Source organism: Streptomyces sp. NBC_01255, assembly GCF_036226445.1.
GTDB lineage: Bacteria > Actinomycetota > Actinomycetes > Streptomycetales > Streptomycetaceae > Streptomyces.
In genome coordinates this window covers 2,116,075-2,138,529 of record NZ_CP108474.1, presented here as the reverse complement: position 1 = coordinate 2,138,529, position 22,455 = coordinate 2,116,075, and the positions used below count along the sequence as shown (strand labels likewise).

Here is a 22,455-nt window from a genome sequence, read left to right as displayed (position 1 = left end):
CAGGATGGGCCCATGGGATTCCATGTCGATTCCGAGACCGGGCGGCTGCGCCGCGTCATCCTCCACCGCCCCGATCTGGAGCTGAAGAGGCTCACGCCGTCCAACAAGGACGCGCTCCTCTTCGACGACGTGCTCTGGGTGCGCAGGGCACGCCAGGAGCACGACGGCTTCGCCGACGTGCTGCGCGACCGCGGGGTCGAGGTGCATCTCTTCGGCGACCTCCTGCGGGAGTCCCTGGAGGTGCCCGCCGCCCGCGCGCTGGTCCTGGACCGGGTCTTCGACGAGAAGGAGTACGGGCCGCTGGCCGCCGACCACCTGCGCGCCGCGTTCGACTCGCTGGACGCGGGGGCGCTCGGCGAGGCGCTCGTCGGCGGCATGACGAAGCGGGAGTTCCTGGCGGCGCACCGGGAGCCGACGTCGGTGCGGTTCCACGCGCTCGACCTGGACGACTTCGTCCTCGGTCCGCTGCCGAACCACATCTTCACCCGGGACACCTCGGCCTGGATCTACGACGGCGTCTCGATCAACGCGATGCGCTGGCCGGCCCGGCAGCGCGAGACCGTGCACTTCGAGGCGATCTACGGGCACCACCCGCTCTTCGCCGGCCCGGAGGCGGGCGCCTTCCACCACTGGTCGGAGGGGCAGCGCGACTACCCGTCGACGATCGAGGGCGGGGACGTCCTGGTCATCGGCAACGGCGCCGTGCTCATCGGGATGAGCGAGCGCACCACGCCGCAGGCGGTGGAGATGCTGGCCCGGGGCCTGTTCGCGGCCGGTTCGGCGCGCACGATCGTGGCGCTCGACATGCCGAAGCGGCGTGCGTTCATGCACCTGGACACGGTGATGACGATGGTCGACCAGGACACGTTCACGCAGTACGCGGGGCTCGGCATGCTGCGCTCGTACACGATCGAACCCGGCGACGCGGGGCAGTCCCTGCGGGTGACCGACCATCCGCCGGAGCAGATGCACAGCGCCATCGCGGCGGCCCTGGGGCTCCAGGACGTCCGCGTCCTGACGGCGACGCAGGACGTGCACGCGGCCGAGCGAGAGCAGTGGGACGACGGGTGCAACGTCCTCGCCGTGGAGCCGGGGGTGGTCGTGGCGTACGAGCGGAACGTCACCACGAACACGCACTTGCGCAAGATGGGCATCGAGGTGATCGAGATCCCGGGGAGCGAGCTGGGCCGGGGGAGGGGCGGCCCGCGCTGTATGAGCTGCCCGGTGGAGCGCGACGCGACCTGAGAGGGCCGGGGGCCGACAGCGGGCAGCCGGCACCGGACGAGGGGGCTGTATATAAATGCTGATGTTCGTATAGACTTCCAGGGTCCGCGACCGCCGTCCCCTCGACCCGTACCCCCAGGAGCGCGTCCCATGGCCACAGACCTCATCGGCCGCCACTTCCTCAAGGAGCTGGACTTCACCGCCGAGGAGTTCCGCGGCCTGGTCGCGCTCTCCGCCGAGCTCAAGGCCGCGAAGAAGGCCGGTGCCGAGGTCCAGCGGCTGCGCGGCAGGAACATCGCCCTCATCTTCGAGAAGACCTCCACGCGCACCCGCTGCGCCTTCGAGGTCGCTGCCGCGGACCAGGGCGCCTCCACCACCTACCTGGACCCCGCGGCGTCGCAGATGGGCCACAAGGAGTCGGTCAAGGACACCGCCCGCGTCCTCGGCCGGATGTTCGACGGTATCGAGTACCGCGGCGACAGCCAGGCCGCCGTCGAGGAGCTCGCCGCCTTCGCGGGGGTCCCCGTCTTCAATGGCCTCACCGACGACTGGCACCCCACCCAGATGCTCGCCGACGTGCTCACCATGACCGAGCACACCGACAAGCCGCTCGACGGGATCGCCTTCGCCTACCTCGGGGACGCCCGCTTCAACATGGGCAACTCCTACCTGGTCACCGGAGCCCTGCTCGGCATGGATGTCCGGATCGTGGCCCCGGAGGCGTACTGGCCGGCCGAGGCGGTCGTCGCCATCGCCCGCGAGCTCGCCGAGACGAGCGGCGCCACGATCACGCTCACCGAGTCCGTGGCGGACGGGGTCCGGGGCGCCGACTTCGTGGCCACCGACGTCTGGGTGTCGATGGGCGAGCCCAAGGAGGTCTGGGACGAGCGGATCGCCGCCCTCTCCCCGTACTCCGTGACGATGGACGTGCTGCGGGCCACCGGGAACGCGGACGTCAAGTTCCTGCACTGTCTGCCGGCCTTCCACGACCTGGGCACGGCCGTCGGCCGCGACCTCCACGCCCGGCACGGTCTGACCGAGCTGGAGGTCTCCGACGAGGTCTTCGAGTCGGCGCACTCCGTCGTCTTCGACGAGGCCGAGAACCGGATGCACACGATCAAGGCGGTCCTGGTCGCCACCATGGCCGGTCCCGCAGGGGAGCCGCAGGCATAGCTTTACGCCCGATTGGGTGAATATGCGTGGTGCGGCTACGATCGCATCCTTCAGGGGGGTTCGGGCATACATGCCCGGACCCCCCTCACGCGCGCACCATGCACCACGCACCACGCACCACCAGAGATGAGACCCCCCGCATGTCCTCGCGGATCAAGTCCCCGCAACAGCTCATCGCCGAGTCCGGCGCCGACCTCGAAGGTCACGGCCTCAAGCGCACCATGGGTCTCTTCCAGCTCGTGTGCTTCGGTGTCGGTGCGATCGTCGGCACCGGCATCTTCGTCGGACTCTCCGACAGCGTCGCGGAGGCCGGCCCCGCGGTCGTGATCTCCTTCGTGCTCGCCGGGATCACCTGCGTCTTCACCGCCTTCTCCTTCGCGGAGCTGGGCGGCGCGATCCCGGTCTCCGGCTCCTCGTACTCCTTCGCCTACGCGAGCCTCGGCGAGCGGACCGCCTTCCTCGTCGGCTGGTGCCTGCTCCTGGAGTACGGCGTCTCCGTCTCGGCGGTCGCGGTCGGCTGGAGTCAGTACCTCAACGAGCTGCTCGACAGCCTGATCGGATGGCAGCTGCCCGCCGCGCTCGCCGCGGGGCCCGCGGACGGCGGCGTGGTCAACCTGCCCGCGGTCGTCGTCATCCTGCTCGCCGCCACCCTCCTCGTACGGGGTGTCAGGGAGAGCGCCCGGGCGACCGCCGCCATGGCCATCCTCAAGATCGGCATCCTGGTCGTCTTCTGCGTGATCGGCTTCTCCGCGTTCGAGGACGGCAACCTCTCGCCGTTCACGAACGGCGCCGGCGGCATCACCGCGGGCGCCTCGGTGGCCTTCTTCTCGTACATCGGCTTCGACGCGATCACCACGGCCGGCGAGGAGGTGAAGAACCCGCGCCGGAACATCCCGATCGCGATCCTCATCTGCATCGGGCTGGTCACCCTGCTCTACTGCTCCGTCGCGCTCGCCGCGATCGGGGCCCTCGGCGCCGACGCCGTGGCCGACCAGCCCGCCGCGCTCTCGCTCGTCGTCGACGAGGTCACCGGCTCCTCGGTCGGTGGCGGGATCGTCGCCTTCGGCGCGGTCGTCGCCATCGCGTCCGTCGTCCTCGCGGTGATGTACGGGCAGACCCGCATCCTGATGTCGATGTCCCGCGACGGTCTGGTGCCCCGGGTCTTCGAGCGGGTGTCGCCGAAGTCCGCGACCCCGGTGGCGAACACCTGGATCGTCGCCGGCGTCTTCGCCGTCCCGGCCGCCTTCGCCTCGCTCGACGTCGTCGTCAACCTGACCACGATCGGCACGCTCGCCGTCATGGCGGTCGTCAATCTCGCGGTGATCGTGCTGCGCCGCCGCGACCCGGCACTGCGGCGTTCCTTCCGGGTGCCGCTCTACCCGCTGAGCCCGGTGCTCGGCATCGGCTTCTGCCTCTATCTGATCTGGGGCACGGGCTGGACGACCTGGGTGCAGTTCGCGGTCTTCCTGGTCGTCGGGACGCTCGTGTACGCGCTCTACGGGCGCCGTCACTCGCGGCTCGGTACGACGACGGACCCCGCCTCTCAGGACTCGTGACCGGCCTCGCCCGCTCAGGCGCCGTGGCCGACCCCCGCCCTCAGGGTTCCTGACGGCGGCGCTGGGCCGGAATTCCGGGGAGCGTGAACCAGACCGCCTTGCCGCCCGCGGTCGCGCGGTGGCCGCAGTCGCTGCTGAGCGCGCGGATCAGGAGGAGGCCGCGGCCGTGCTCCTGCCACGGGTCGACCCCGACGTCGGGGTCGGGGCAGACGAGCTCGCCAGGGCGGGCGGGCTCGGAGTCGTGGACCTCGATCTGACAGCCGCCGGGCGCGGCGAGCAGCTCGACGACCAGCTCGATCGGGCCCCGGCCGGCGGTGTGCTCGACGGCGTTGGCGACGAGCTCGGCGGTGAGCAGCTCCGCCGTGTCCCCGTCGGGGAGGGCGGCCGCGCCGGGGTCGATGTCGTTGAGCGCGGTACGGATCAGGGCGCGGGCGATCGGTACGGCGGCGGTCGTGTGGGGCAGCCGGATACGCCAGGAGGCGGCGGGTCCGGTGGTGCCGGCAGGTCCGGGGGTGCCGGCAGGTCCGGGGGGTCCGGTTGCGCCGGCAGGGCCGGCGGGTCCGGTGGCTTCGGGCATGGCTGGCAGGGCTCCCTTCACCGAGGGCGGCAGGTGGGCGAGTGGGGTGGGGGCATCCCGAGACGTCCTGGTTTCAACCTTACGAGGCGCAAAATCCCGTTCCCAGGGCACCCCTCCCCGCCCGGTAGGGACTTCGGTCATCTCTCTCCCGGGACCTTGTGAGGTCCGCGATCACACCCCCTTTATCGCGTGCTCGTGACGACGGTCACAGTACGGTGATACCCTCCGAGTGGAGGAAGGAGGCCGTTCCGGATGAGCCCCTTTACCGGCTCCGCGACCCGCACCGAACGCTGGCGGCACCTGCGCCTGGACATCGACGAGGGCGTCGCCACCGTGACCCTCGCGCGCCCCGCGAAGCTCAACGCCCTCACCTTCGGCGCCTACGCCGACCTGCGCGACCTGCTCGCCGAGCTCTCCCGCGAGCGGGCCGTCCGCGCCCTCGTCCTCGGCGGCGAGGGCCGCGGCTTCTGCTCGGGCGGCGACGTCGACGAGATCATCGGCGCCACGCTCTCCCTCGACACCGCACGGCTCCTCGACTTCAACCGGATGACCGGCCAGGTCGTCCGGGCCATCCGCGAGTGCCCCTTCCCGGTCGTCGCCGCGCTCCATGGCGTCGCCGCGGGCGCCGGGGCCGTCCTCGCCCTCGCCGCCGACTTCCGGGTCGCCGACCCCACCACCCGCTTCGCCTTCCTCTTCACCCGGGTCGGCCTCTCCGGCGGGGACATGGGCGCGGCCTACCTGCTGCCCCGGGTCGTCGGGCTCGGCCACGCCACCCGGCTCCTCATGCTGGGCGAACCGGTCCAGGCCGCCGAGGCCGAGCGCATCGGCCTGCTGAGCGAGCTGACCGAGGAGGGCGCCGCCGACACCCGCGCAGCCGCCCTCGCCCGCCGCCTGGCGGACGGCCCCGCACTCGCCCTCGCCCAGACGAAGGCCCTGCTCACCGCCGAGCTGGACATGCCGCTCGCCGCCTCGATCGAGCTGGACGCGGCGACCCAGGCCCTCCTGATGCACGGAGAGGACTACGCCGAGTTCCACGCGGCCTTCACGGAGAAGCGGCCCCCGAAATGGCAAGGCCGCTAGCCATGGCCGCCCCGACGCCGGCCGCCCCGACGCCGGCCGCTCCCCGGGCCGACGGGCGTCCCGCGCGGATCGCCGTCATCGGGGGCGGCCCCGGCGGCCTCTACGCCGCCGCCCTCCTCAAACGGCTCGACCCCGCCCGCGAGGTCACCGTCTGGGAGCGGAACGCGCCCTCCGACACCTTCGGCTTCGGCGTCGTCCTCTCCGACGAGACCCTCGGCGGCATCCGGGACGCCGACCCCGCCGTGTACGAGGCGCTCCGCCGCGAGCTCGTCCGCTGGGACGACATCGACGTCGTCCACCGGGGCCACCGCACGACCTCCACCGGCCACGGCTTCGCCGCCCTCGGCCGCCGCCGCCTCCTGGAGCTCCTCCACGCCCGCTGCGCCGAGCTCGGCGTACGACTCCGCTTCCGTACCGAGGCCCCGCCCGCCGCCGAGCTCGCCGCCGGCCACGACCTCGTCGTCGCCGCCGACGGCGTCCACAGCCGCACCCGCGAGGCCCACGCCGACCACTTCCGCCCCACGATCACCACCCACCGCTGCCGCTACATCTGGCTCGCCGCGGACTTCCCCTTCGACGCCTTCCGTTTCGAGATCGCCGAGACCGAGCACGGCGTGATGCAGCTGCACGCCTACCCCTTCTCCGCCGGCTCCTCCACCGTCATCGTCGAGATGCGCGAGGAGGTCTGGCGGGCCGCCGGGTTCCACGAACTCGACGAGGCCGAGTCCACCGCACGCTGCGCCAAGATCTTCGCCGAGGCGCTCGGCGGCCGGGAGCTGCGCTCCCACCGCTCCACCTGGACCGCGTTCCGTACCGTCGTCAACGAGCGCTGGTCGCACGGCAACACCGTCCTCATCGGCGACGCCGCCCACACCGCGCACTTCTCCATCGGCTCCGGCACCAAACTGGCCGTCGAGGACGCCCTCGCCCTCGCCCGGCAGCTCGGCGAACACTCCACCCTCGCCGAGGCGTTGACCACCTACGAGGCCGAACGCCGCCCGGTCGTCGCCTCCACCCAGCGCGCGGCAGCCGCCAGCCTCCGCTGGTTCGAGGAGCTCGCCGGCCACGTCGACCGGCCGCCCCGCCGCTTCGCCTTCGACCTCCTCACCCGCAGCCGCCGCGTCACCCACGCCAACCTGCGGCTGCGCGACCCGGCCTTCACCGCCGCCGTCGAACGCGACTTCGGCTGCCCGCCCGGGACGCCGCCCATGTTCACCCCCTTCCGGCTGCGCGGACTGACCCTCCGGAACCGTGTCGTCGTCTCGCCCATGGACATGTACGTCGCCGAGGACGGCGTCCCCGGCGACTTCCACCTCGTCCACCTGGGCGCCAGGGCGCTCGGCGGCGCCGGACTCGTCATGACCGAGATGGTGTGCGTGAGCCCCGAGGGCCGCATCACGCCCGGGTGCACCGGCCTGTGGACCGACGAACAGGCCGACGCCTGGGCCCGGATCACCGCCTTCGTCCACACCCAGGCACCCGGCACGGCGATCGGCGTCCAGCTCGGCCACTCCGGCCGCAAGGGCTCCACCCGGCGCATGTGGGAGGGCATCGACCAGCCCCTTCCCGAGGGGAACTGGCCACTCGTCGCCGCCTCGCCCCTGCCGTACCGGTCGGGCGTCAACCAGACCCCGAGCGCCCTCGACCGCGCCGGACTCGCCGCCGTGCGCGAGGAGTTCGCGGCCGCCGCCCACCGCGCCGCCCGCAGCGGCTTCGACCTGCTCGAACTCCACGCCGCCCACGGGTACTTGCTCTCCGGCTTCCTCTCCCCGCTCACCAACCTCCGCACCGACGCCTACGGCGGCGCCCTCGAAGCCCGGCTGCGCTTCCCGCTCGAAGTCTTCGACGCCGTACGGGAGGTGTGGCCCGAGGACCGCCCCATGACCGTGCGCGTCTCGGCGACCGACTGGGCCGAGGGCGGCACGAGCCCCGAGGACGCCCTCGCGGTCGCCCGCGCCTTCGCCGACCGCGGCGCCGACGCCATCGACGTCTCCACCGGCCAGGTCGTCCCCGACGAACGCCCCGAGTACGGCCGCTCGTACCAGACCCCGTACGCCGACCGGATCCGCAACACGGTCGGGGTCCCCGTCATCGCCGTCGGCGCGATCTCCTCCTGGGACGACGTCAACTCCCTGCTCCTGGCGGGCCGGGCGGACCTCTGCGCCCTCGCCCGTCCCCACCTCTACGACCCGCACTGGACCCTCCACGCGGCGGCCGAGCAGGGCTACGAGGGCCCGGCCGCACCCTGGCCGGCCCCGTACCGCGCGGGCAGCCGTCCACCCCCGACGGGCCGCCGCGACCAGTGAGACCGAGACCGCGTGGACGCGCGCGTATGCGGGTGCGACGCGGAACCATGGTCTCCACCCCGCGCCCCCACTTGAATGGGGACATGACACAGACCACGGGTGGGAAAGGTGCCGGGGCCGTCCTCGGCGCGGCGACGGCGGCGACCGGACTCCTCGCGGGGGTGTGGTTCGCGTACGTCTGCTCGGTCATGCCGGCGCTGGCGCTGAGCGACGACCGGGTCTACGTCGAGGTGATGCGGAACATCAACGACGTGATCCAGAACCCCGTCTTCTTCACCCCGTTCTTCGGGGCGACGATCCTCGCGGGCGTGGCCGCCTGGCAGCACCGCGCGACCCCGGCGCGGACCTGGACGCTCGCGGCCCTCGTCCTCTCCGTGGTGGTCTTCCTGGTCACCTCGGCGGCGAACGTGCCCCTCAACGACGCCCTCGCGGCCACCCGCGACCCGGCCGCGGCCCGGGCCGCCTTCGAGGACCCCTGGGTGGCGTGGAACCTGGTCCGCGCGATCGTCACGGCCGCGGGCTTCGCCTGCCTGCTCCGGGCCCTCGCGGTACGGGCCCGGACGGACGCCTAGTCCCCGCTCCCGCTCCCGTTGCCGTCCCCGTTCCCCCCGTCCCCGTCCCCGTTCCCGTTGCCGTCCCCGCTCCCGGCGACGTACGGGCGCACGAACTCCGCGCCCCGGTCCCACAGCAGCCCGTGCAGGGCCGTGAAGACCTCCGCCGAGCGCCGGCCCGGCCAGTCGTCGGGCAGCAGCTCCGCCGGCAGGACCGGGTCCGCGTACGGCAGACGGCGCCAGGAGTCCAGGACGAGCAGGTACGCCCGGTAGGCGTCCTCCGGGCCGCCCGGCGCCGACCGCCAGGCCCGCAGGACCGGCTCGTGCACCGCCAGGAACTCCTCGTGCAGCCGCGCGATCGCCGGCAGGTCCCACCAGCGGGCCACCGCCTCGGCCGTCGCCGCGTACCCCAGGTGCTCACCCCGGAAGAGGTCCACGTACGTCGAGAGCTCCAGACGCTCCAGGGCGTTCCGGGTCTCCTCGTACAGCCGGGCGGGCGCGATCCAGACACCCGGCGCCGCCGTGCCGAAGCCCAGCCGGGCCAGCCGGGAGCGCAGCAGGTGCCGCTTGTGCCGCTCGGCCTCGGGGACCGAGAAGACGGCCAGGACCCAGCCGTCGGACAGCTTCGGCTCCGTACGGGTGTAGATCCGGCGGTCGCCGTCGTCGAGGAGCCGTCGGGCGTCCTCCGACAGGGCGTACCCGGCGGCCCCGTCCGCCGTCCGGCGCGGCAGCAGCAGCCCGCGCCGCTTCAGCCGCGACACCGAGGACCGCACCGAGGGCGCGTCCACGCCGAGCCTCCCGAGCAGCCGGATCAGCGCGGCCACCGGCATGGGGGACTCGTCGGGCCCACGGCCGTACGCGCCGTAGAGGGAGACGATCAGGGATCGGGGAGTGTGCTGCTCGGCCACGTGATCACTTTAGGGGGTGCGTCGGACAGGCCCGGCGCCGGATCAGGCCGGGTCGCGCAGCCGGAAGCGCTGGAGCTTGCCCGTCGCGGTGCGCGGCAGCGCGTCGAGGAAGACGATCCTGCGGGGTGACTTGTACGGGGCGAGGCGGGCGCGGACGAAGGCCCGCAGCGCGGCGGCGGTGCCGGAGTCGCGCGGCACCCCGTCCCGTACGACCGTGTACGCGACGACGACCTGGCCGCGCAGCTCGTCGGGGCGGCCCACGACAGCCGTCTCGACGACGTCGGGGTGGTCGAGGAGCGCCTCCTCGACCTGGGGCCCGGCGATGTTGTACCCGGCCGAGATGATCATGTCGTCGGCCCGTGAGACGTAGCGGAACCAGCCGTCGGGCCGGCGGACGTACGTGTCGCCCGTGACGTTCCAGCCGTCCCGTACGTACTCGGCCTGACGCGGGTCGGCGAGATAGCGGCAGCCCACCGGGCCACGCACGGCGAGGAGCCCCTCCTCGCCGTCCGGGACCTCCCGGCCCTCCCGGTCCACGACCCTGGCCTGCCAGCCGGGCACCGGGCGGCCCGTGGTGCCGGGGCGGATGTCGCCGTCGGCGGCCGAGATGAAGATGTGCAGGAGCTCGGTCGCGCCGATGCCGTTGATCAGGCGCAGACCCGTGCGGCCGTACCAGGCCTTCCAGGTCGCCTCGGGGAGGTTCTCGCCGGCGGAGACGCACCGCCGCAGCGTGCTGATGTCGGGGGCGGCGTCGCCGGCCAGCTCGTCGAGCATGACGCGGTAGGCGGTCGGGGCGGTGAAGAGCACCGAGATCCGGTGCCGCTCGATGGCCGTGAGCAGCTGTCGGGGGCCGGCCTGTTCGAGCAGGACCGCGCTCGCCCCGGCCCGCAGGGGGAAGACGACGAGCCCGCCGAGGCCGAAGGTGAAGGCGAGCGGCGGCGAACCGGCGAAGACGTCGTCGGGCAGCGGGCGCAGGACGTGCGCGGAGAAGGTGTCGGCGACGGCGAGGACGTCCCGGTGGAAGTGGACGCAGCCCTTCGGCTGCCCGGTGGTGCCGGAGGTGAAGGCGATGAGCGCCACGTCGTCGGCGGCGGTCGCGACCGCCTCGTACCGGCCGGGGCGGCCGGCGGCGAGGGCGAGGAGGTCGTCCGGGCCGTCCCCGCCGAAGGGGGTGACGCGGAGGCCCGGGATCCGGGCGGCGAGGAGCTCGTCGAGGGAGTGGGCGTCGCAGAGCGCGTGGGTGCAGTGGGCCGCTTCGGCCATCACGGCCAGTTCGGGGGCGCGCTGTTGGGCCAGGACGGTGACGGCGACGCCGCCGGCCTTCATCACGGCGAGCCAGCAGGCGGCGAGCCAGGGGGTGGTGGGGCCGCGCAGGAGCACCCGGTTGCCGGGCAGGACCCGCAGGTCGGAGGTGAGGACGTGGGCGATGCGGTCGACGCGGTCGCGGAGCTCGCCGTAGTTCCAGACCCGGCCCTGGCCGTCGTGGAAGGCGGGCCGGTCCGTGCCGAATCGTTCCACCGTACGGTCGAGGAGTTCCGCCCCGCAGTTGAGCCGGTCGGGGTAGGCCAGCTCCGGCAGCTCGAAGAGGAGTCGTGGCCACCGCTCCGGCGGCGGCAGCCGGTCGCGGGCGAAGGTGTCGAGGTGGGCCGAGGGTGTCAGCTCCATGAGTCCGTCCCCCTGTCGTGGTGGGGTCGCTCAACGCCGTACGAGCGTATCGTGTTGGTGACGGCAGTCAACAGTTCGCGACAAGCGCGCCCCGGGGCGCAGCGACCAGGGCGCCGCAGGGCGCACCGACCAGGGCGCCGGAGGGCGCCGGAGAGGGCCCACATGCCCGCATTCTCGCTCGATCCGGCACAGATCACCTGGTGTGCGGAGCTCCGTGTCCTCGCCGCCGACCACCTCGCGCCGCTCGCCGCCAAGGGCGAGCCCGGCCGCGTCAACCGCCCCCTCGTCGCCGCCCTCGGCGAACTCGGCCTCCTCGCCCGCCTCTTCGACGCCGGCGCCCTGGACCTCTGCCTCCTGCGCGAATCCCTCGCCCAGGTCTGCACCGAGGCCGAGACGGCCCTCGCCCTCCAGGGGCTCGGCACCCACCCGGTCGCCGCCTTCGGCACCGACGCGCAGCGCGCCCGCTGGCTCCCCGAGGTCGCCGCCGGACGGGCCGTCGCGGCCTTCGCCCTCTCCGAACCCGGCGCCGGCTCCGACGCCGCCGCCCTCGCCCTCGACGCCGTCCCCGACGGGCGCGGGGGCTGGCGCCTGCACGGCGAGAAACGCTGGATCTCCAACGCCCCCGAGGCGGACTTCGCCACCGTCTTCGCCCGCACCACCCAGGGCGCCGGCGCCCGAGGCGTCACCGCCTTCCTCGTCCCCGCCGACCGCCCCGGACTCGGCGGCGAACCCCTCGACATGCTCTCCCCGCACGCCCTCGGCACCCTCACCTTCGACGGCGTCGCCGTCGGCCCCGAGGACCTCCTCGGCGAACCGGACCGGGGCTTCCGGGTCGCCATGCACACCCTCAACCTCTTCCGGCCCAGCGTCGGCGCCTTCGCCGTCGGGATGGCCCAGGCCGCCCTCGACGCCGCCGTCGCCCACACCGCCGCCCGCCCCGCCTTCGGCGGCGTCCTCGCCGACCTCCAGGCCGTCTCCCACCGCATCGCCGAGATGGCCACCCGCACGGAGGCCGCCCGCCTCCTCGTCTACGCGGCGGCCACCGCCTACGACAGCGGCGACCCGGACGTGCCGAGGCGCTCCGCCATGGCGAAACTCCTCGCCACCGAGACCGCCCAGTACGTCGTCGACGCCGCCGTCCAGGTGCACGGCGCCGCCGCCCTGCAACGCGGCCACCTCCTGGAACACCTCTACCGCGAGGTACGCGCACCCCGGATCTACGAGGGGGCCACGGAGGTCCAGCGTGCGATCATCGCCAAGGAGATGTACGCGAAACACGCGACCGGCACCCCGCAGGCGTCCCGTCAGGAGGTCGGGTCCGCATGAGCCTCCACCGCCACAACCCCGCCGAACTCGCCCCGCCCACCGGCTTCTCCCACGCGGTCACCGCCACCGGCACCCGCCTGGTCTTCCTCGCCGGACAGACCGCGCTCGACACCGGGGGATCGGTCGTCGGGGACACGCTCCCCGATCAGTTCGCCACCGCCCTCGGCAATCTGCTCACCGCCCTGCGGCACGCCGGCGGCACCCCCGCCGACCTCGCGCGCGTCACCGTCTACACCACCGACGTCGACGACTACCGCGTCCACGCCGCTGAACTGGGCCGCATCTGGCGGCGGTTGGCGGGCCGCGACTATCCGGCGATGGCCGTGATCGGAGTCGTACGCCTCTGGGACGAACAGGCGCGGGTGGAACTGGACGGCTTCGCCGTCCTGGACGAGCCCGCCCCCGCCTGACCGGCCGGCGGAGCCGCCGTTGATCAACTGGTCGCCCATCCGGCCCTGGCTTAATGTCGAAAGGTGGACTGACCGGCCCACGGCTCCCACCGGTAGGGCGCGATGCGCCATGAGAAGCCATGACCAGTGATCCGAAGCCGACAACCCCGACGGCGACCGCCCCGCGCAAGAGCGACGGAGACGGCAAGGGCATCGCCCTGTTCGTGATCGCCTCCTGTCAGCTGATGGTGGTCCTCGACATCACCATCGTGAACATCGCGTTGCCCGACATCCAGCAGTCGCTGGACTTCTCGACCACCAGCCTGTCCTGGGTCGTCAACGCCTACACGCTCACCTTCGGCGGACTGCTGCTCCTCGGCGGCCGCGCGGGCGACATCCTCGGTCGCCGCCGGGTCTTCATCTTCGGCGTCCTGCTCTTCGGACTCGCCTCCCTGCTCGCGGGATTCGCCCAGAGCGACTGGCAACTCCTCGCGGCCCGCGCCCTCCAGGGCGTCGGCGGTGCGATCGCCTCGCCGACCTCGCTCTCGCTGATCTCCACGACCTTCGAAGAGGGCCCCGAACGCAACCGCGCCTTCGGTGTGTTCGCGGGCGTGTCGGCGGGTGGCGGCGCCATCGGCCTGCTCGCCGGCGGCATCCTGGTCGAATGGCTCGACTGGCGCTGGATCTTCTTCGTGAACGTGCCGATCGCCCTGCTGATCGCCTTCCTGACACCCCGGCACGTCAAGGAGTCCGCGCGCCAGCCCGGCCACTTCGACGTGACCGGCGCGCTCACCTCGACGCTCGGCATGGTGGCGCTGGTCTACGGGTTCATCCGCGCCGCCCAGGAAGGGTGGCGCGACCCGTACACGATCGCCTCCTTCGCCGCGGCGGTCGTCCTGCTCGTCACCTTCGTCCTGGTGGAACAGCGCTCCCGCCAGCCGATCACCCCGCTGCACATGTTCGCCGACCGCAACCGCGCGGGCACCTACGGCATCATGCTCTGCCTCGCGGCCGCGATCTTCGGCATGTTCTTCTTCCTGACGCTCTTCGTGCAGCAGGTCCTGGACTTCAGCCCGCTGGAAGCCGGTCTCGCCTTCCTCCCGGTGAGCGCGGTCATCGCGGTCGCCGCCGGCATCACCTCCCAACTCCTGCCCAAGTTCGGCCCGAAGCCGTTCATGGTGGTGGGTTCGCTCTGCCTGGCGGTCGGCCTCTCCTGGCTCACGCTGACCAACATCGACTCGACGTACCTGGGTTCGATCCTCGGGCCGATGCTGGTCTTCAGCTTCGGCATGGGCTTCATGTTCGTCTCGCTGACCCTGATGGCCCTCTCCAACGTCGCCGTCAAGGACACCGGAGCCGCCTCCGGCCTGCTCAACGCGACCCAGCAGGTGGGCGGTTCGCTGGGTCTGTCGATCCTCGTGACGGTCTTCGGCACGGCCAGCCGCAACGAGGCCGACAAGCAGGTCCCGGCCTTCCTGGCCCAGGCCGGGCCACTGGAGAAGGCCCGCTTCGCCGAGACCGGACAACTCCCGCCCCCCTGGAGCGACGAGGTCCTGACCAACGGCGTCTCGGCCGGCTTCATCGTGGCCGCCGTCTTCGCGATCCTCTCCTTCCTGATCGCCCTCATCGTGATCCAGGTCAGGCCCTCGGACATCGAACGCCTCAAGGGCGGCGGCATGATGCCCGGCGCCTGAGGGGGGTCACCGGGACGCGAAACCGGCGCGTTTGTAGGTGCGCATCAGCACGGCGACCTCCGTCGAGGTGACGCCGTCGAGCGCGCCGAAGACGCGGGCGGTGAAGTCGTGCAGATCCCGCGTGGAGCGGTGGCTGGAGTAGCCGAGCAGGGCCGTCGTCCCGGTCGTGACCACCAGGTGGCGGACGGCGGGCTCCTCGGCCAGGCGGCGGATCGCGGCATCGAGACGGGCGTGGTCGACTGCCAGCCGGAACCGCGCCTCGACGGGGTAGCCGAGCACCTCCGGCTCCGCGTGCAGCCGCAGATGGAGGACGTGGGAGGCCATCAGGCGGCCGAGCCGGCGACGCGCGGTGGTCTCGCCGACCCGGAGCTCGCGGGCCAGCCGGGTGGTGGACATCCGGGCGTCGCGGTGCAGGAGCGCGACCAGGCGCCGGTCCAGCTCGTCCACCACCGGGGGCTCGGGCAGGCTCCGGCCCTCGATGGCGTGCCGGCGTACGTCCGTGGGCTCGTCGTCGTACGGGGCCCAGTCGCTGGCCGTGAGGAGCAGCCGCAGGACCACCGAGGAGTGGATGTCGACGACACCGTCGAGTCTGCCGATCCCCGCGTCGACGAGGGTGAGCAGGGCGTCGTGGTCGGGCACGTTCAGTTCGGCGAACACGTCGAGTGCGCCGGTGGCGACTTCCACGGACCGCGTCTCGGGCCGCCGGGCGAGGGCCAGTGCGGTGTCGTGGACGCGGCCGGGGGCGCAGCGTACGGCCGCCTCGGCGGTGACGCCCTCCCCGAGGTACTCGGGGACGAGGGTCGCGGTGAACCCCACCGCCCCGGTCGCGGTCATCCGGTCGAGCCGTCGCGCGGCGGTCCGCTCGTGCACCCCGGCCGTGGCGGCCACCTCGGAGAACGGCGCCCGGGGATCGCGGTGGAGGGCCCGCAGCACGGCGTGGTCCAGGGCGTCGAGCGAGCCGGGCTGCGGGGGCTCGGTCGTCATCGGGGAACCTCCTGGGGGAGCGGCGGGGTGCGTGGCCGGACCCTACGGTGCGGCCCCCCCCGGCGGGTCGCGGGGCGTGTCGGAGGAGGGCCGTCAGGGGGCGGGCCCTGCCTGAATCCGCCGATCGGGCCCGGCCGAATGACGCCTTCACCCGATTGTGAGGCGCACTCTTGCCCGAATGCCTGTCGGCTGGCGACATTGTGGTGCGGATTCCGCCACGTGGCAGGCCGGTGACTGGCCGCCGACAGGCATCCCCGCCCCGCACTCCCGCACTCGACACCCCCCAGCACCTTCCTGCCCAGGCCCCCCGGGCCCCTTTCCTCGAACAGGTGGTACGTATGACGGACACCGACACCCTGCGCACGCCACCGGCGTCGCGGGCCGTCCGCGCGACCCCCGGCGCCGCAGTGATCGCCTCCGTCGCGCTGGTCGAGCTGTCCAGCGGCATCACCCAGGGCTTCCTCTCCCCGCTGCTGAAGGGCCTCACGGAGACCCTCCAGGTCACCGCCGCGGAGCTGAACTGGATCAGCATCGCCAACCTTCTGGCGTCCGTCGTGTTCACCCCGGTCCTGTCCCGGATGGGCGACCTCTACGGCCACCGGCGCATCCTGCGCTGGAACCTCGCGATCGTCCTGCTCGGCTCCGTCCTGGTGGGCTTCAGCCGTTCCTTCGACGTGCTGCTCGCCGGCCAGATCCTCCAGGGCGCCTTCGCGGGCTTCTTCCCGCTGCTCGTCGGCATCCTCCGCAACCGAGGCGCCGGGAAGGACGGCGACGCGGGCGCCGACGCGGAGTCCCGCCGCGGCATCAGCTACATGGTCGCCGCGCTCGTCGCCGGCATCGCGGTCGGCCTGGTCGCCAGCGGTTTCGTGGCCCGTACCGTCGACAGCCCCACCGCCGCCCTGTGGGTCCCCACCGCCGCCGTCGGCCTGGCCCTCGCCGTCACCTGGCCCCTGCTGCCCGAGTCCGCGGCGCGGCCCGGCGGCCGGATCGACTGGGCGGGCGGAATCCTCCTGTGCGCGGGCCTCGTCGCGATCATGCTCGGCCTCGGCATGGGCGGACTGCCCGACTGGGAGTGGAGCTCGGCCCGCACCCTCGGCTGCCTGATCGGCGGCACGCTCGTCACCGCCCTGTGGATCCTCGTCGAGCTGCGTACCGCCGAACCGATGATCGACGTCCGCATGTTCCGGCACCGCAACGTCGTCACCGTCTCCCTCGTGACCGTGACCTTCACCATCCCGATGATCGGCCTCCAGGTCGCCAACCCCGTCTTCCTGGGCACCGGCCCCGCCGAGCACGGCTACGGCCTGGGCCTGGACCCGTTCGCCATCGGCCTCGCCATGCTGCCCAACCTCCTCGCCATCGCCGCGGGGGCCCTGGCCGCGCCCGCCGTCGCCGCCGCGATCTCCGACCGGCTCACCTTGTGCGCCGGCTCCCTCCTCATGGCAGCCGGCTACCTCGCTTCCCTGACCTGGCACGGCTCGATGCCGCTGTTCCTCACCGGCACCGCCGTCGCCGGGCTCGGCATCGGCTTCCTCCAGCACTCCACCCGTACGCTCGCCGTCGAGTCCGTCCCCCACGACCGGACCTCGGTCGGCTCGGGAATCAACGAACTCCTCATCAACGTCGGCGGCTCCGTCGGCGCCGCGATCGTCCTCACCGTCTTCGCGGCCCGCACCCCGGCCGGCGAGACCCTGCCCGAGCTCGGCGCGTACACCACCTCCTGGACGATCTGCGCGGTCGTCTCCCTCACGGGCGCCGCGATCTCCCTGCTCTACCGCACCACGAAGGACCGCGAGGCCCGCTCATGACCACCACCACCGCGACCACACCCCTCGACCTGCTGCGCGTACGCGCCCGCGACGTCGTGACACGACGCCAGGACGACGTCCTGGCCCTCAGCCACCAGCTGCACGCCGACCCCGAACTCGCCTACGAGGAACACCGCTCCGCCCGCCGCATCACCGACCTCGTCGAAGCCGCCGGCTTCGACGTCACCCGCGGCGTGTGCGACCTGCCGACCGCGTTCACCGCCACCGCCGGCAGCGGCGACCTCGTCATCGGGATCTGCGCCGAGTACGACGCGCTGCCGGGCATCGGCCATGCCTGCGGCCACAACGTCAACGGCGCCGCGTCCGTCACCGCCGCCCTCGCCCTCGCGCCGCTCGCCGACGAACTCGGCATCACCGTCAAGCTCCTCGGCACCCCGGCGGAGGAGTCCGGCGGCGGCAAGGTCGACATGCTGCGCGGCGGCGCGTTCGACGACGTCGCCGCCGCGATGATGGTGCACGCCGCGCCCTCGGACTCCGTCGGCATGAGCTCGCTCGCCATCAGCAGCTGGAAGGTCGGCTACACGGGCCGCTCCGCGCACGCCGCGGCGATGCCCGAGCGCGGCGTCAACGCCGCCGACGCGATGATGATCGCGCAGGTCGCCATCGCCGCGTACCGCCAGCAGATGCGGCCCGGAGCCGTCGTCTCCGGCGTCGTCACCTCCGGCGGCGAGGCCGCCAACGTCATCCCGGCCCACACCGCCGCCGACTACGACTGCCGCGCCGGCACCAGCGAGGAACTCCGCGAGCTCCAGGCCCGCATCCGCGCCTGCTTCGAGGCCGGCGCGCTCGCCACCGGCGCCGAACTCGCCCTGGAGTCCGTCGGCAACGACTACGCCGACCTCCGCCAGGACCTAGCCATGGCCCGCAGCTACCTGACCGCCGCCCGCGCACTCGGCCGGGACGTCCGGTCCGAGGACCCGTCCCTCCGCGGCGGCTCCACCGACATGGGCAACGTCTCGCACCACGTCCCGGCCATCCACCCGCTGATCGGCTACGACTGCGGCGACACGATCATGCACAACCCCGAGTTCACCCGGTACGGCACGACCCCCCAGGCCGACCGAGCCGTCGTCGACGGCGGCCTCGCCATGGCCTGGACCGCCCTGGACCTGGCCCTCACCCCCGAACACCGCGCATCCCTCCTCACCCGCCTCGCGACCCGCGCCCCCTACCGGGACGCGTCCGGCTCCTGAGCCGCGTCCGGGCGCCGCCACGGACGACGAGCCCGGACGAGGCCCGGGCACGCGAAGGCCCCCTTGCTTCGTGACGAGCGAGGGGGCCCGGAGAGGGACGAGGATGAGGGAACCCCAGGTCTACGCCACCGGCCCGAGGTCGGCCTCGATGACCGTCCGGGTGATCGGGGGCCGGTCCCACAGGGCGAGGATCTCGTTGGCCAGCTCGATGACCGGCAGGGGATTCCGCTCGCCCTGCACCTCGATCGCGGCGGCCGACAGGCCGCGCGGCACGGCCCCGGAGTCGAGGAGGACGCGCCACTCCTCCGGGGCGAGCTCCAGGAACTCCAGACCGTCGAGGCGGGCGATCTCCAACGGGTCGGCGAGAGTACCCGGGTAGGCGGTCAGGGTTCGCAGCCGTGGAAGCCCGACGAGCGGTTCGAGGCTGAGAGGCTCGTGCTCCCACACGCCGATGCTCAGTGCCTCGAGACCGGGATGGGCGGCGGCCGCCACGCTGGGGATGCCGCTCCTGTTCACCCATGCGACGGCCGGGGGCTGCTTCTCGCGAGGGGCGCCGCACTCCTCCTCGTCGCGCTTCACCTCGGCGCGCCGGTCGAGGACCATGTCGGTCAGGGAGTCGGCGACGAGCGCCGCTCCGCAGTTCTCCTCGTGGCTCATGATGATGATCTGCCCCAGGTGGCCGCACGGTCCCGGGGTCAGGTCGACCGCGATCCGGTCACCCCCTCCGTTGTCCCCGAACACGATCCAGCCGGGCGAACCGACGAGTCCCTGCACAGCCGCGTCGGGCCGGGTCTCGACGGCGTCCATCGCGGCGTGCTCCCAGGGGGCAGGGCGGGACGCGGCGTCGGCGACGTACACCTCGTCCGGGGGGAAGAGCTCACAGCCGACCGCTCGGGCCATGTCCGTCGCGGCGCCGTAGTCCCCGCCGAGATCCTCCCAGCGCGCCCGGGTGACCCGGTAAAGGGCCTTCAACTCCTCGGGCAGCGCGACGCCCAGACGTTCCTCCGTCGCCGTGAGCTCCTCCTCCGTCGCGCCGATCGCGCTGGGCAGCCGTTCCCTGAGCGTCCGCTCGAGCAGCGCCGCGTCCGCCGTCGGGGCGGGTGCCGCGTCCGGTGCCGGGTCCGGCAGCCGGCGCCAGGGCTCGGGGACGGCCCCTTCGACCAGGACGAGTGCGCCCAGGCGGGTCCCGAGACCCGATTCGACGGCGGGGCCCGGGTCGAAGAGATGGAGCAGGGCCTTGCCGGGCTCGGGCGTCTCCAGCATGAAGGAGACCTCGTTGACGTCCGACTCCTCCAGGACGCTCCGCACGCGGCCGACCGCGTCCCACTCCGTCTGCATGTCACTGACCAGCGCGGCCCGGCCGAGCGGGAACGCCGCCCGGGCCACCGGCACGCTCCAACCGCCGCGGCCGATCTTCCCCGCCACGTATCCGCCGGGTGCGGCGAGCCGCTCCGCGTTGTCGTGCCGCAGGAGCCGCAGTAGAGGCTCCCAGGTGGCGACCTCGTCTATCGAGGGCAACTCTTCCTCCAACGTGTCGTGTGCTGAACCGGAAGCGGCCCGCCGAGGCGCGGATCAAGGAGGCGTCAGCCTGCCGTACCGCGCCGTGCCGCGTACTCCCGGGCCCAGGCGACGAACTCATCCGCAAGCGGATAGTCGGCTTCCACCCCCTCCAGCAAGGGTTCCAGGGCTGTCGATGGCACCCGGTCCACGCTGAGGAGTACGGCTGCCCAACCGGGCGGACGACGATGCCGCAGCTGGTCGGACCGCTGTCGCATCTCAGCCGCCAGGGCATCGCGGTCCAGGAATCGCCGCATGGCAGGAAACGTATGCTCGCGCAGCGTTTCGATCAACTGCTGTGCGCACTGCTCCGGTTCGACGCCTGCTCCGTACGTCCACAGACCGCTGACCGAGCTGTCGCTCAGGGGATCGAAAGCCACAGCCGCAGGTGGCGTCACTTCCCACCTCAGCATCCCGGAGCCCGAACTGGGAGGGTGGTCCTTGGCCTGATCCCAGTGCCGGCGCTGGGTCCAGGCACGCTCCGTCAGCGGAACGATGGACACCCGGACGAAGAAGCTCTGGCGCTTAGGATCCATCGGGTGCGCTTGCAGCTCGAGCACCGCGCAGTCGCCGCGTTCCCCCGACATTCTGAACACACTGCCGTCCGGGACAAGTCCTGCTTCCCTGGCGACGGGCACGACATGGCGCCGGCGCCAGGAACTCTGCGCAATCATTGCCCTCTTCTCGCCTCGGCCATCATGCCGCCGGCTCGAACATGGCCGCGGTGACGCCCACGGTAATCGCGGTGCCCGAAGCCGTCGTGCCGGCCGCGGTCACCCCGGAAACCGACGAGCGCACCCCCACCACGAACAACGGCAGCCGGGACCCTCCACAGGGTCCCGGCCGCCTGGCGTCGAAAGGTCCGACGGTCTCTCAGATGTCCCGGAAGATCTCGATCTGCGCGCCGACCGAGTTCAGGCGCTCCGCGAGCTCCTCGTAGCCGCGGTTGATGACGTACACGTTCCGCAGGACCGACGTGCCCTCGGCCGCCATCATCGCCAGGAGGACGACCACCGCGGGGCGCAGGGCCGGCGGGCACATCATCTCGGCGGCGCGCCAGCGCGTGGGGCCCTCGACCAGGACGCGGTGGGGGTCGAGGAGCTGGAGACGGCCGCCGAGGCGGTTGAGGTCGGTGAGGTAGATGGCGCGGTTGTCGTAGACCCAGTCGTGGATGAGGGTCTTGCCCTGCGCCGTGGCCGCGATGGCCGCGAAGAAGGGGACGTTGTCGATGTTCAGACCCGGGAAGGGCATCGGGTGGATCTTGTCGATCGGCGCCTCCAGCTTGGAGGGGCGGACCGTCAGGTCGACCAGGCGCGTACGGCCGTTGTCCGCCGCGTACTCCGCCGAGCGGTCGTGGTCGAGGCCCATCTCCTCCAGGACCGCGAGCTCGATCTCCATGAACTCGATCGGGACCCGGCGGATCGTCAGCTCCGACTCGGTGACGACCGCCGCCGCGAGCAGGCTCATCGCCTCGACCGGGTCCTCGGAGGGGGAGTAGTCGACGTCGACGTCGATCTGCGGCACGCCGTGCACGGTCAGGGTCGTCGTGCCGATGCCGTCGACCCGGACGCCCAGCGCCTCCAGGAAGAAGCACAGGTCCTGGACCATGTAGTTGGAGGAGGCGTTGCGGATGACCGTCACGCCGTCGTGGCGGGCGGCGGCGAGCAGCGCGTTCTCGGTCACCGTGTCGCCGCGCTCGGTCAGGACGATCGGGCGGTCGGGGGAGACCGAGCGCTCGACCTGCGCGTGGTAGATCCCCTCGGTGGCCGTGATGTCCAGGCCGAAGCGGCGCAGCGCGATCATGTGCGGCTCGATCGTGCGCGTACCGAGGTCGCAGCCGCCGGCGTACGGCAGCTTGAAGCGGTCCATGCGGTGCAGCAGCGGGCCGAGGAACATGATGATCGAGCGGGTGCGGATCGCGGCCTCGGCGTCGATGGACTCCATGTCCAGCTCGGCCGGCGGCACGATCTCCAGGTCCACCCCGTCGTTGATCCAGCGGGTGCGCACCCCGATGGAGTTGAGGACCTCCAGGAGCCGGAAGACCTCCTCGATGCGGGCGACCCGGCGCAGGACCGTGCGGCCCTTGTTGAGGAGCGAGGCGCAGAGCAGCGCGACACAGGCGTTCTTGCTCGTCTTGACGTCGATGGCTCCGGAGAGCCGGCGGCGTCCGACGACGCGGAGGTGCATGGGTCCCGCGTAACCCAGGGACACGATCTCGCTGTCGAGGGCCTCGCCGATCCGGGCGATCATCTCAAGGCTGATGTTCTGGTTGCCGCGCTCGATCCGGTTGACGGCGCTCTGGCTCGTGGCCAGTGCCTCGGCAAGCTGCGTCTGTGTCCAGCCACGGTGCTGCCGGGCGTCACGGATGAGCTTGCCGATGCGTACGAGGTAGTCGTCTGCCATGGCGTCACGTTATCTCAGATATGAGATGGCGCTCGTCATT

General features: G+C 72.5%; 18 protein-coding genes. 11 read left to right on the top strand and 7 right to left on the bottom strand.

Going from position 1 to position 22,455, the window contains the following annotated elements:
- The first annotated feature begins 12 nt into the window (after positions 1–12).
- From OG357_RS09280 to OG357_RS09270, 3 genes are all read left to right on the top strand, one after another.
- Positions 13–1,245 carry an arginine deiminase gene (locus OG357_RS09280; protein WP_329620711.1) on the top strand — a complete coding sequence of 411 codons (1,233 nt, stop codon included), beginning with the start codon at positions 13–15 and terminating at the stop codon, positions 1,243–1,245.
- A gap of 129 nt (positions 1,246–1,374) precedes the next feature.
- Entirely contained in the window at positions 1,375–2,397 is a 1,023-nt protein-coding gene (gene argF, locus OG357_RS09275) for an ornithine carbamoyltransferase (RefSeq protein ID WP_329620710.1), read from the top strand.
- Positions 2,398–2,495: 98 nt separating this feature from the next.
- Positions 2,496–3,953, top strand: a complete 1,458-nt coding sequence (locus tag OG357_RS09270; RefSeq protein WP_443066648.1) for an amino acid permease — start codon at positions 2,496–2,498, stop codon at positions 3,951–3,953.
- Between the two features lie 40 nt (positions 3,954–3,993).
- Here the strand turns inward: OG357_RS09270 and OG357_RS09265 are convergent, their stop codons facing one another.
- Positions 3,994–4,530 (bottom strand): ATP-binding protein, encoded by a 537-nt coding sequence (locus OG357_RS09265; protein ID WP_329620708.1) that lies wholly within the window; start codon positions 4,528–4,530, stop codon positions 3,994–3,996.
- Positions 4,531–4,782: 252 nt separating this feature from the next.
- Between OG357_RS09265 and OG357_RS09260 the strand changes: the two genes are divergently transcribed.
- From OG357_RS09260 to OG357_RS09250, 3 genes are all read left to right on the top strand, one after another.
- Positions 4,783–5,610: an enoyl-CoA hydratase family protein gene (locus OG357_RS09260; protein WP_329620707.1), complete on the top strand. Its 828-nt coding sequence runs from the start codon at positions 4,783–4,785 to the stop codon at positions 5,608–5,610.
- Positions 5,611–5,612: 2 nt separating this feature from the next.
- Positions 5,613–7,916, top strand: coding sequence for a bifunctional salicylyl-CoA 5-hydroxylase/oxidoreductase (locus OG357_RS09255; protein WP_443066800.1), 2,304 nt, complete (start codon positions 5,613–5,615; stop codon positions 7,914–7,916).
- A gap of 83 nt (positions 7,917–7,999) precedes the next feature.
- Entirely contained in the window at positions 8,000–8,488 is a 489-nt protein-coding gene (locus OG357_RS09250) for an anthrone oxygenase family protein (RefSeq protein WP_329620705.1), read from the top strand.
- On the opposite strand, the gene OG357_RS09245 is transcribed toward OG357_RS09250, so the two are convergent.
- Both OG357_RS09245 and OG357_RS09240 read right to left on the bottom strand, forming a co-directional pair.
- The gene (locus OG357_RS09245; protein WP_329620704.1) at positions 8,485–9,375 is read right to left on the bottom strand and encodes a PaaX family transcriptional regulator; all 891 of its coding nucleotides are present in this window, start codon (positions 9,373–9,375) and stop codon (positions 8,485–8,487) included. The genes OG357_RS09250 and OG357_RS09245 overlap by 4 nt on opposite strands.
- Positions 9,376–9,417: 42 nt before the next feature.
- Positions 9,418–11,040: an AMP-binding protein gene (locus OG357_RS09240; protein WP_329620703.1), complete on the bottom strand. Its 1,623-nt coding sequence runs from the start codon at positions 11,038–11,040 to the stop codon at positions 9,418–9,420.
- Positions 11,041–11,202: 162 nt separating this feature from the next.
- Here OG357_RS09240 and OG357_RS09235 point away from each other — a divergent pair, with 162 nt between their 5' ends.
- The 3 genes from OG357_RS09235 to OG357_RS09225 all read left to right on the top strand — a co-directional run bounded on the left by OG357_RS09235 (position 11,203) and on the right by OG357_RS09225 (position 14,449).
- On the top strand, positions 11,203–12,366 hold the full coding sequence (locus OG357_RS09235) for an acyl-CoA dehydrogenase family protein (protein ID WP_329620702.1): 1,164 nt from the start codon (positions 11,203–11,205) through the stop codon (positions 12,364–12,366).
- The gene (locus OG357_RS09230) at positions 12,363–12,776 is read left to right on the top strand and encodes a RidA family protein (RefSeq protein ID WP_329620701.1); all 414 of its coding nucleotides are present in this window, start codon (positions 12,363–12,365) and stop codon (positions 12,774–12,776) included. Before OG357_RS09235 ends, OG357_RS09230 begins: the two co-directional genes overlap by 4 nt.
- A gap of 119 nt (positions 12,777–12,895) precedes the next feature.
- Complete coding sequence (locus OG357_RS09225; RefSeq protein WP_329620700.1) at positions 12,896–14,449, top strand: MFS transporter; 1,554 nt, start codon at positions 12,896–12,898, stop codon at positions 14,447–14,449.
- A 6-nt stretch (positions 14,450–14,455) separates the two neighbouring features.
- On the opposite strand, the gene OG357_RS09220 is transcribed toward OG357_RS09225, so the two are convergent.
- Positions 14,456–15,433: an Lrp/AsnC family transcriptional regulator gene (locus OG357_RS09220; protein WP_329620699.1), complete on the bottom strand. Its 978-nt coding sequence runs from the start codon at positions 15,431–15,433 to the stop codon at positions 14,456–14,458.
- 338 nt (positions 15,434–15,771) lie between these two features.
- Here OG357_RS09220 and OG357_RS09215 point away from each other — a divergent pair, with 338 nt between their 5' ends.
- Positions 15,772–17,241, top strand: a complete 1,470-nt coding sequence (locus OG357_RS09215) for an MFS transporter (RefSeq protein WP_329620698.1) — start codon at positions 15,772–15,774, stop codon at positions 17,239–17,241.
- On the top strand, positions 17,238–18,455 hold the full coding sequence (locus OG357_RS09210) for a M20 family metallopeptidase (RefSeq protein ID WP_329620697.1): 1,218 nt from the start codon (positions 17,238–17,240) through the stop codon (positions 18,453–18,455). Before OG357_RS09215 ends, OG357_RS09210 begins: the two co-directional genes overlap by 4 nt.
- 120 nt (positions 18,456–18,575) lie before the next feature.
- Here OG357_RS09210 and OG357_RS09205 read toward each other — a convergent pair whose 3' ends face one another.
- From OG357_RS09205 to OG357_RS09195, 3 genes are all read right to left on the bottom strand, one after another.
- Positions 18,576–19,973 carry an SMI1/KNR4 family protein gene (locus tag OG357_RS09205; RefSeq protein WP_329620696.1) on the bottom strand — a complete coding sequence of 466 codons (1,398 nt, stop codon included), beginning with the start codon at positions 19,971–19,973 and terminating at the stop codon, positions 18,576–18,578.
- 65 nt (positions 19,974–20,038) lie between these two features.
- Positions 20,039–20,686 carry a hypothetical protein gene (locus tag OG357_RS09200; protein WP_329620695.1) on the bottom strand — a complete coding sequence of 216 codons (648 nt, stop codon included), beginning with the start codon at positions 20,684–20,686 and terminating at the stop codon, positions 20,039–20,041.
- A gap of 199 nt (positions 20,687–20,885) precedes the next feature.
- Positions 20,886–22,415: a helix-turn-helix domain-containing protein gene (locus tag OG357_RS09195; protein WP_329620694.1), complete on the bottom strand. Its 1,530-nt coding sequence runs from the start codon at positions 22,413–22,415 to the stop codon at positions 20,886–20,888.
- Between the last annotated feature and the right edge of the window lie 40 nt (positions 22,416–22,455).

Excerpts from the sequence above, each read along its gene's own strand:
- OG357_RS09250 (WP_329620705.1), top strand. The coding sequence starts at position 8,000 with ATGACACAGACCACGGGTGGGAAAGGTGCCGGGGCCGTCCTCGGCGCG.
- OG357_RS09215 (WP_329620698.1), top strand. The coding sequence starts at position 15,772 with ATGACGGACACCGACACCCTGCGCACGCCACCGGCGTCGCGGGCCGTC.
- OG357_RS09230 (WP_329620701.1), top strand. The coding sequence starts at position 12,363 with ATGAGCCTCCACCGCCACAACCCCGCCGAACTCGCCCCGCCCACCGGC.
- OG357_RS09260 (WP_329620707.1), top strand. The coding sequence starts at position 4,783 with ATGAGCCCCTTTACCGGCTCCGCGACCCGCACCGAACGCTGGCGGCAC.
- OG357_RS09195 (WP_329620694.1), bottom strand. The coding sequence starts at position 22,415 with ATGGCAGACGACTACCTCGTACGCATCGGCAAGCTCATCCGTGACGCC.
- argF (WP_329620710.1), top strand. The coding sequence starts at position 1,375 with ATGGCCACAGACCTCATCGGCCGCCACTTCCTCAAGGAGCTGGACTTC.
- OG357_RS09235 (WP_329620702.1), top strand. The coding sequence starts at position 11,203 with ATGCCCGCATTCTCGCTCGATCCGGCACAGATCACCTGGTGTGCGGAG.
- OG357_RS09210 (WP_329620697.1), top strand. The coding sequence starts at position 17,238 with ATGACCACCACCACCGCGACCACACCCCTCGACCTGCTGCGCGTACGC.
- OG357_RS09280 (WP_329620711.1), top strand. The coding sequence starts at position 13 with ATGGGATTCCATGTCGATTCCGAGACCGGGCGGCTGCGCCGCGTCATC.
- OG357_RS09270 (WP_443066648.1), top strand. The coding sequence starts at position 2,496 with ATGCACCACGCACCACGCACCACCAGAGATGAGACCCCCCGCATGTCC.
- OG357_RS09200 (WP_329620695.1), bottom strand. The coding sequence starts at position 20,686 with ATGATTGCGCAGAGTTCCTGGCGCCGGCGCCATGTCGTGCCCGTCGCC.
- OG357_RS09255 (WP_443066800.1), top strand. The coding sequence starts at position 5,613 with ATGGCCGCCCCGACGCCGGCCGCCCCGACGCCGGCCGCTCCCCGGGCC.
- OG357_RS09220 (WP_329620699.1), bottom strand. The coding sequence starts at position 15,433 with ATGACGACCGAGCCCCCGCAGCCCGGCTCGCTCGACGCCCTGGACCAC.
- OG357_RS09225 (WP_329620700.1), top strand. The coding sequence starts at position 12,896 with ATGACCAGTGATCCGAAGCCGACAACCCCGACGGCGACCGCCCCGCGC.
- OG357_RS09240 (WP_329620703.1), bottom strand. The coding sequence starts at position 11,040 with ATGGAGCTGACACCCTCGGCCCACCTCGACACCTTCGCCCGCGACCGG.
- OG357_RS09265 (WP_329620708.1), bottom strand. The coding sequence starts at position 4,530 with ATGCCCGAAGCCACCGGACCCGCCGGCCCTGCCGGCGCAACCGGACCC.